At 67.5% G+C, this 7760-nt stretch carries 7 protein-coding genes and 3 tRNA genes; 9 read left to right on the top strand and 1 reads right to left on the bottom strand.

The window, feature by feature from the left end; genetic code table 11:
* The 9 genes from AC1D01_RS13720 to AC1D01_RS13680 form a co-directional block, all read left to right on the top strand.
* Positions 1-826: bifunctional folylpolyglutamate synthase/dihydrofolate synthase (locus AC1D01_RS13720; protein ID WP_477867047.1), on the top strand; the 826-nt coding region annotated here is incomplete at its 5' end.
* A 31-nt stretch (positions 827-857) separates the two neighbouring features.
* A complete protein-coding gene (locus AC1D01_RS13715; RefSeq protein ID WP_477867045.1) occupies positions 858-1682 on the top strand; it encodes an SPOR domain-containing protein in 825 nt (274 codons plus the stop codon).
* Positions 1683-1691: 9 nt separating this feature from the next.
* Entirely contained in the window at positions 1692-2180 is a 489-nt protein-coding gene (locus AC1D01_RS13710) for a CvpA family protein (protein WP_477867043.1), read from the top strand.
* 32 nt (positions 2181-2212) lie between these two features.
* On the top strand, positions 2213-3742 hold the full coding sequence (gene purF / locus AC1D01_RS13705) for an amidophosphoribosyltransferase (protein WP_477867041.1): 1530 nt from the start codon (positions 2213-2215) through the stop codon (positions 3740-3742).
* Entirely contained in the window at positions 3742-4989 is a 1248-nt protein-coding gene (locus AC1D01_RS13700; RefSeq protein WP_477867039.1) for an O-succinylhomoserine sulfhydrylase, read from the top strand. Before purF ends, AC1D01_RS13700 begins: the two co-directional genes overlap by 1 nt.
* Before the next feature lie 11 nt (positions 4990-5000).
* Positions 5001-6392 carry a glutamate--tRNA ligase gene (gene gltX, locus AC1D01_RS13695; protein ID WP_477867037.1) on the top strand — a complete coding sequence of 464 codons (1392 nt, stop codon included), beginning with the start codon at positions 5001-5003 and terminating at the stop codon, positions 6390-6392.
* Between the two features lie 101 nt (positions 6393-6493).
* Positions 6494-6569: transfer RNA gene (locus AC1D01_RS13690), tRNA-Ala, on the top strand.
* A 55-nt stretch (positions 6570-6624) separates the two neighbouring features.
* Positions 6625-6700: transfer RNA gene (locus tag AC1D01_RS13685), tRNA-Glu, on the top strand.
* Positions 6701-6764: 64 nt separating this feature from the next.
* Positions 6765-6841, top strand: a tRNA-Asp gene (locus AC1D01_RS13680).
* A gap of 138 nt (positions 6842-6979) precedes the next feature.
* Here AC1D01_RS13680 and AC1D01_RS13675 read toward each other — a convergent pair.
* A complete protein-coding gene (locus AC1D01_RS13675; RefSeq protein ID WP_477867035.1) occupies positions 6980-7609 on the bottom strand; it encodes a hypothetical protein in 630 nt (209 codons plus the stop codon).
* Positions 7610-7760: the final 151 nt, after the last annotated feature.

Here is a 7760-nt window from a genome sequence, read left to right as displayed (position 1 = left end):
CACCAGCATCGACATCGACCACACCGCCTGGCTCGGCACCGATCGCGAATCGATCGGCCGCGAGAAGGCCGGCATCATGCGCGCCGGCAAGCCGGTGGTGGTGGGCGACCCGATGGTGCCGGCCAGCATCGTCGCGCATGCGGCCGAGGTGGGCGCCGAGCTGCGGCTGCTCGGCCGCGATTTCAACTACGCCGGCGACAAGCAGCAATGGGGCTGGGGCGGGCGCGACAAGCGCTTCAGCGGGCTCGCCTACCCGGCGCTGCGCGGCGCCAACCAGCTGCTGAACGCGTCGGCCGCGCTGGCCGCCTTCGAGGCCTTGCGCGATCGGCTGCCGATCACCGCGCAGGCGGTGCGCAACGGTTTCGCGTCGGTCGAGCTGACCGGCCGCTTCCAGATCGTGCCGGGCCAGCCGACGCTGGTGCTCGACGTGGCGCACAACCCGCATGCGGTCGGCGCGCTGGCCGAGAACCTCGACCAGATGGGCTTCTTCCCGCGCACCCACGTGGTGTTCGGCGCGATGGCCGACAAGGACCTCGAAGCGATCCTGCGCCGCATGGCGCCGCTGGTCGATGCGTGGCATTTCACCGACTTGCCGATCGCACGCGCGGCCGGCGCCGCCGAGCTGCAGCAACTGCATGAGCGCCTGGCGCTGAAAGGCCCGGGCCCGGTCGCTACATTCCGTCACGCGAGCCCCGACGAGGCACTGCGCGCGGCCATCGAGGCGGCGGACCCCGCTGATAGAATCGTGGTCTTCGGCTCGTTCTTCACCGTGGGCGGCGTGCTGAAGGACGGCATCCCCCGTCTCTCTGCCAAGCACCTGAGCTGATCGCTCGTTGCTCACCTGGAATCAGCTCTTCATGGGTCTGCTGTCCTTCCTGAAGCGCACGCCGGGCAACACGCCCAACAGCGCAGCGCCCGCCAAGTCCAAGGCGAAGGCGCCCCCGGTGGCCGAATCCCCCGACTCCGTCGCACAGGCCCGCACGCGCGCGCGCCAGCGGCTCATCGGCGCGGCCGTGCTGGTGATCGCCGGCGTGATCGGCTTCCCGCTGCTGTTCGAGACCCAGCCGCGTCCGTTGCCGGTTGACACGCCGGTCGAGCTGCGGCGCGACACCCCGGCTGCCGCGCCCGCCACGACGCCGGCCCCGGCCGCCACCAACGCGCGGGCCGCCGATGCGAAGCCGGCGCCGCTGCCGCCGAGCGTGATCAACGAGAACACGGCCGATGCAGGCCGCGAGCAGCCGGCCTCGGCGCCGGCCGCCGCGGTGCCGCCGCCGGTGGTGGCGGCTATCACCCCGAAGCCGGTGCCGGCCCCGGCGCCGGTCGAACGCAAGCCGGCCGAAAAGCCCACTGAAAAGCCGGCAGACAAGCCCACCGAAAAACCCGCTGCCAAGCCCACCGACAGCGCCCGCGCGCAGGCCCTGCTCGACGGCAAGCCCGCCACGCCCGAGGCGGCCGGCCGCTTCGTCGTGCAGGTCGGTGCGTTCGCCGAGGTCACCGCCGCCCGCGAGGCCCGCCACAAGGTCGAGAAGCTCGGCCTGAAGACCTACACGCAGGTCGTCGAGACCTCGGCGGGCAACCGCATCCGCGTGCGGGTCGGCCCGTTCGCCTCGCGCGACGAGGCCGACCGGGCTGCCGCGAAGATCAAGACCGCCGGCCTGCCGTCGGCCATCCTGACGCTGTGACGGCGCACGATGGGCTGGGTCGATGGGGTCTTTCTCGGCATCCTGGGTCTCTCCGTCCTGGTGGGGCTCGTGCGCGGCCTGGTGTTCGAGCTGCTGTCGCTGGTCGGCTGGTTCGCGGCCTGGTTCGCCGCGCAGTGGCTGACGCCGATGGTCGCGCCGCACATCCCGGTCGGCCGCATCGGCTCCGGCATCAACCATGCGGCTGCGTTCGCGCTCACCTTCGTCGCGGCGCTGATCGTCTGGGGCATCCTGGCGCGGCTGCTGCGCTTCCTGATCCACGTGACGCCGCTGAGCCTGATCGATCGGCTGCTGGGCGGCTTCTTCGGCCTGCTGCGCGGCGTGATCGTGCTGCTGGCCATCGGGCTGGTGGTCGGCATGACGCCGATGGTGACTTCGCCGGCCTGGACCAGCTCGGTGGGCGCGCCGTGGCTCAATGCCACCCTGGCGGCCTTGAAGCCCGTGCTTCCGCCTCAACTCTCTTCCCACCTGCCCGCATGACGCGGGCCGGTTGAACCAGCAAGGACTCTCCCATGTGCGGCATCGTTGGCGTGATCTCGAAAACGCCGGTCAACCAGCTGATCTACGACGCGCTGCTGCTGCTGCAGCATCGCGGCCAGGATGCCGCCGGCATCGTCACGATGCAGGGCACCAAGTGCTTCATGCACAAGGCGCGCGGCATGGTGCGCGACGTGTTCCGCACCCGCAACATGCGCGGCCTGCCGGGCACCGTGGGCCTCGGCCAGACGCGCTACCCGACGGCCGGCAACGCCTACAACGAGGAAGAGGCCCAGCCCTTCTACGTGAACGCGCCGTTCGGCATCGTGCTGGTGCACAACGGCAACCTGACCAATGCGCACTCGCTGAAGCAGGAGCTGTTCGACATCGACCGCCGCCACATCAACACCGAGAGCGACACCGAGGTGCTGATCAACATCCTCGCGCACGAGCTCGAGATGGCCGCGCGCGACCTGCCGCTGACCACCGAGGAGATCTTCAAGGCGGTCGGCGCGGTGCACAAGCGCATCAAGGGCTCGTACGCGGTGGTCGCGCTGATCGCCGGCTACGGGCTGCTGGCCTTCCGCGATCCGTACGGMATCCGCCCGCTGTGCTTCGGCGAGGCGATGACGGCGGACGGCCCCGAAGTGATGGTGGCCAGCGAATCGGTGGCGCTCGAAGGCACCGGCCACAAGCTGATCCGCGACGTGGCGCCGGGCGAGGCCGTCTTCATCGACCTGGACGGCAAGCTCCACACCCAGCAGTGCGCCGAGAACCCGACGCTGAACCCGTGCATGTTCGAGTTCGTGTACCTCGCACGGCCTGATTCGGTGATGGACGGCGTGTCGGTCTACCAGGCGCGGCTGAACATGGGCGAGACGCTCGCGCAGCGCCTGATCTCGACGATGCCGCCGAGCGAGATCGACGTGGTGATCCYGATCCCCGAGTCGAGCCGCCCGTCGGCGATGCAGCTCGCGCAGAAGATCGGCAAGCCGTACCGCGAGGGCTTCGTGAAGAACCGCTACGTGGGCCGCACCTTCATCATGCCGGGGCAGGGCGTGCGCAAGAAATCGGTGCGCCAGAAGCTGAACGCGATCGCCGTCGAGTTCAAGGGCCGCAACGTGCTGCTGGTGGACGATTCCATCGTGCGCGGCACCACCTCGAAAGAGATCGTGCAGATGGCGCGCGAGGCGGGAGCACGCAAGGTCTACATGGCCTCGGCTGCGCCGCCGGTGCGCTTCCCGAATGTCTACGGCATCGACATGCCGACCAGCGAAGAGCTGATCGCGCACAACCGCAGCATCGAGGAGATCCGCCAGTTCATCGGCGCCGATGCGCTGATCTACCAGGACGTGGCCGCGATGAAGAAGGTGGTGGGCGCGCTGAACCCGACGCTGAACGGCTTCGAGGCCTCGTGCTTCGACGGCTACTACGTGACGGGCGACGTGTCGGCCGCCGATTTCGACGCGATCGCGACGCAGCGCAAGTCGCAGGGCGGCGACGAGGAAGAGGGTGCCGACCGCTCGCGCCTCGCGCTGCAGAGCGCGACCACGGAGCGCAGCTGATGGCCGATGCGCCGGCGAAGCGGGGCATTCCGCGCGTCGAGCTGCCGGCCGACGTGCGGCGCGACACGCTCGCGGTGCGCGAGGGCCTGCCGCCGAGCGCCTGGGGCGAGAACTCCGAGGCGCTGTTCCTGACCAGCAGCTTCGTGCAGCCCGATGCGGCGAGTGCCGCCGCGCGCTTCGCGAATGAAGAAGAAGCCTTCATCTACTCGCGCTTCAGCAACCCGACGGTGACGATGTTCGAGCGGCGCCTGGCCGCGCTCGAAGGCGCGCAGGCCTGCATCGGCACGGCCAGCGGCATGAGCGCGATCCTGCTGCTCGGCATGGCGCTGCTGAAGGCCGGCGACCACGTGATCTGCTCGCGCAGCGTGTTCGGCTCGACGATCATGCTGTTCGGCCGCGAGTTCGCGAAGTTCGGCGTCGAGACCACGTTCGTCTCGCAGACCGATCCGGATGAATGGCGGCGCGCGCTGAAGCCGAACACGAAGCTGCTGTTCGCCGAATCGCCGACCAACCCGCTGACCGAGGTGTGCGACATCCGCGCGCTGGCGCAGATCGCGCACGAGGCCGGCGCGCTGCTGGCGGTCGACAACTGCTTCTGCTCGCCGGCGCTGCAGCGGCCGATCGAGTACGGCGCCGACGTGGTCGTGCACTCGGGCACCAAGTACCTCGACGGGCAGGGCCGCGTGATCGCCGGCGCGGTGTGCGGGCCGGAGCAACTGATCAACGACAAGTTCGTGCCGGTGATGCGCAGCGCGGGGATGTCGCTGTCGCCGTTCAACGCCTGGGTGGTGCTGAAGGGGCTGGAGACGCTGTCGATCCGGATGCAGGCGCAGGGCGAGCGCGCGCTGCAGCTGGCCGGCTGGCTCGAGCAGCAGCCGCAGGTGGCGCGCGTGTTCTATCCCGGCTTGCGTTCGCACCCGCAGCATGCGCTGGCGATGGCGCAGCAATCGGGCTCGGGCGGCGCGGTGGTGTCGTTCACCGTGAAGAGCGCCGATGCCACCGGCGCCCGCAAGAATGCCTTCCACGTGATCGACCAGACGCAGGTCTGCTCGATCACCGCCAACCTCGGCGACACCAAGACCACGATCACGCACCCGGCCAGCACCTCGCACGGGCGGCTCACCGAAGACCAGCGCCAGGCGGCCGGCATCACGCAGGGCCTGATCCGCGTGGCCGTGGGCCTGGACGACGTGCAAGACCTGAAGACCGACCTGCTGCGTGGCCTGGCCGGCCTCGACACCCTTTGATTCCATCGACCATGACCCGACCGATCCGCACCCGCATCGCCCCGTCGCCCACCGGCTTCCTGCACCTGGGCACGGCCCGCACCGCGCTGTATTCGTGGGCCTTCGCGCGCCACTTCGGCGGCGAGTTCGTGCTGCGCATCGAAGACACCGACGTGGCCCGCTCGACGCAGGATTCGGTCGACCAGATCCTCGCGTCGATGCGCTGGCTGGGGCTCGACTGCGACGAGGGCCCGATCTACCAGATGCAGCGGCTCGACCGCTACCGCGCGGTGGTCGACCAGATGCTCGCCGAGGGCAGCGCCTACCGCTGCTACACGACACCCGAAGAGCTCGACGTGATGCGCGAGGCGCAACGTGCGCGCGGCGAGAAGACCCACTACGACGGTCGCTGGCGCCCGGCGCCCGGCAAGACGCTGCCAGCGCCGCCCGCCGGCGTGGAGGCGGTGATCCGTTTCGCGAACCCGCACGACGGCATCGTCAGCTGGGACGACCTGGTCAAGGGCCCGATCAGCATCGCGAACAAGGAGATCGACGACCTGATCATCATGCGGGCCGACGGTGTGCCGACCTACAACTTCGCGGTGGTCGTCGACGACTGGGACATGGCCATCAGCCACGTGTTCCGTGGCGACGAGCATGTGAACAACACGCCGTGGCAGATCAACATCTTCCATGCGCTGAAGGCGCCGCTGCCGCTGTTCGGCCATGTGCCGGTGATCCTCGGCGACGATGGGCAGAAGCTGTCGAAGCGGCGCGGTGCGGTCAGCGTGACGGCGTACGAGGAGAACGGTTTCCTGCCCGAGGCGATGCTGAACTACCTGGCGCGCCTCGGCTGGAGCCACGGCGACGAGGAGCTGTTCACGCGCGAGCAACTGGTGTCGTGGTTCGACGGCAGCCACCTGTCGAAGAGCCCGGCGCAGTGGGATGCGGCGAAGCTCGCGTGGGTCAACGCGCACTACCTGAAGACGATCGACGAGCGGCGCCTGGCCGCGTTGGTGGTGGCGCAGTTCGCGCGCCGCGGCATCAGCGTGTCGGAAGACGAAGCGGCTGCGCGCTGCGGGCTGTTCAAGGACCGCTGCTCGACGACGGTGGAGCTGGCCGACTGGCTGCAGATGTATTTCGCCGACGTGGCGCCGAGTGCCGAAGACCTGGCGGCGCACGTGACCGATGCGGTGAAGCCGGCGCTCGCGACGCTGCGCGAGAAGTTCGCTGCGAGCGAGTGGACGAAGCCCGCGATCGCGGCCGCGATCAAGGAGACGCTGGGTGCACACGGGCTCAAGATGCCGCAGCTCGCGCATGCCGTTCGCGTGCTGGTGTGCGGTCGTGCGCAGACGCCGTCGGTCGATGCGGTGCTCGAACTCTTCGCGCGTGAAAAAGTTTTGAGCCGCTTGCAGAGGGCCTGAAAAATCTGCCTATAATCGTGGTCTTCGCTACTGAGAACAGCGCAGCGCCAGAAGGAAGGCTGAAAAGTCAACCCGATGGCCACCAGAATTTTCGGATTCATGGGGGTATAGCTCAGCTGGGAGAGCGCTTGCATGGCATGCAAGAGGTCAGCGGTTCGATCCCGCTTACCTCCACCAAGACTCCAAAGTCTCGGGGCGCGTTGTTCAGAGTGGTGGAGGTGTGAAAGTTTCAGTCCCCTTCGTCTAGAGGCCTAGGACACCACCCTTTCACGGTGATTACAGGGGTTCGAATCCCCTAGGGGACGCCAAGTTTGGCGGGGCTTGCGCAGAGAGCGATGCTCGAAGCGAAATCCCGCTGCGGTAAGAAGAATTGGAGTGGTAGTTCAGTTGGTTAGAATACCGGCCTGTCACGCCGGGGGTCGCGGGTTCGAGCCCCGTCCACTCCGCCAACAAAAARCCCTTGTGAGTCAACGACTTACAAGGGTTTTTCCGCTTTCTGAGCTGCCTATTTTTTGTGCGCGCAGCGCCTCATATTCCAAAGTTTGGAATATCGATGCCAAGAAGGGGGTTCGCCCTGCGCTCGCTGATCACTGTCGGCGTTCGCTTTCTCTCTTCAGGTTCACCCACTTTCTGAGGACGCCGGACTCGATCAGGTCGAAGGTTCCTGCCTTCGCTTCGATCTCGGTCGGGTACTCTCGCTTGCCGAGTTGGCCCCGCACCCGAAGGCGATAGGCGCCCTTGAAGGTCACCAGCTCGACACGGATGCCGTCTTGCTTGATGGCCTGGACACCCGGGCGCTTGCGGATCCAGCGCACCGAAGAAACGAATCGCTTGCGCCGGTCCAGGTGGCGCCGAACCGACGCAAGGTGTCCTGTCGCCAAGCGCGTGCTGGTCAACTCGTCGCAGCACTGCTCGCCGACTTCCATGGCACCCCACTTCTCGTGTTCAACGAGGAAAGAGTGCCGGATCTCCGTGCCGCAGTACTCGCATTCGCCGTACAGGCCGCCAAGGTCCTCATGCCCGATGAAGGTCCAGCCGCTTTTCGGAGGAATGATCCCGTGCTCTGCCGCGTGGCAACCGCTGCAAAGCGTCTCGCACATGTGATGTGGGTACTCCCATGGCTTTCGACCCGGGATGTACCGCTTGTGATGAACATGCAAGCGAACGCCCTCAGAGCGCCGGCACTGCTTGCACGCGAATTCGTCGAGCAGCAGCACCTCAGCCCTGAACTGTTTCCACGATGCACTTCGATATCCGTCCATGAGCAGTCACGTGTTGTTGTTGAGGGGAGCGTGGCGCACTAACGCGTCGGCTTGGCCACGCGGATGCGCCTGCGGTCGTACACCTGCCGAACCATCCTCTCGCTGC

Source organism: Rhizobacter sp. P3_B12 (genome assembly GCF_056402895.1).
The sequence above is the reverse complement of the archived record's forward strand: the minus strand, read 5'-3'. Positions and strand labels throughout refer to the sequence as shown.